The organism is Wohlfahrtiimonas populi, from assembly GCF_002006795.1.
In the GTDB taxonomy this organism is placed as follows: domain Bacteria; phylum Pseudomonadota; class Gammaproteobacteria; order Cardiobacteriales; family Wohlfahrtiimonadaceae; genus Wohlfahrtiimonas; species Wohlfahrtiimonas populi.
On the sequence record NZ_MVDN01000050.1, the window covers coordinates 1 to 760 of the forward strand.

2 protein-coding genes are annotated in these 760 nt (G+C 33.6%); both read left to right on the plus strand.

What is annotated here, in order from left to right; genetic code table 11:
- A partial coding sequence (locus tag BZK16_RS14385) for a hypothetical protein (RefSeq protein ID WP_158076875.1) occupies positions 1-418 on the plus strand: 418 nt, incomplete at its 5' end.
- A gap of 1 nt (position 419) precedes the next feature.
- The coding region (locus tag BZK16_RS13950; protein WP_143691211.1) for a hypothetical protein at positions 420-760 on the plus strand (341 nt) is incomplete at its 3' end.

Here is a 760-nt window from a genome sequence, read left to right on the forward strand (position 1 = left end):
TTGTGGTAATTGGGCATACTTTGCTAGCAGAGGTGTTATTGGTTATTTTCAGGCATATCAGATTAGTAAAGATACTGCTATTGTGACTAAAGCTTGTTCTTTTTCTCCTGATCCTGGAGGATTAGCATCAGATGTCAGGTGTAAAACAGATGATGCAAACCAATATAGGTCATTATCGGAATGGAAACCTAAGCAATTATCATACATTAAAATTTGTAACAATAAGTTATATAACAGCCTACTTAATGTTTACAAAGATCCCATGCCTTCGTGCGAACAATTATTAGCAGATGATTTAAAAAAAGAAAAAGACTACAAATACGGAGCTGATAAAAAACAACTTAAAGCAGAAAGTATAAAAATTATGACAGAATTCTTTACTGATTGTTTAAATGAAGATTTATCGGAGTATCAATAATATGGCAAATAATGTACAACCAAGATTTACTGATAATGAAATAAAGTCTATCGCAATAAATCCAATGGGAAGATCCAGTGAAGCAGGTGTGCTTTCGGTTATGAAATTGGGGTTAGCTGTGCGAGATGCTAATATTAACAATGGAATAGTGAATCATCCTAGTGATAATAATAGTGGTTACACCGTAGGTCCATTCCAGTGGGATATTGCGGCTCAAAGAAACGGAAAGGAGTTTGTTGAGAGGTATAATAATTCTGAATATATCATAAACAATCCTGATAAAAGAATCCCTGATAATGAAGTTGATACAATTGCCTATCGCTTACAACAGAATAGAAAAAC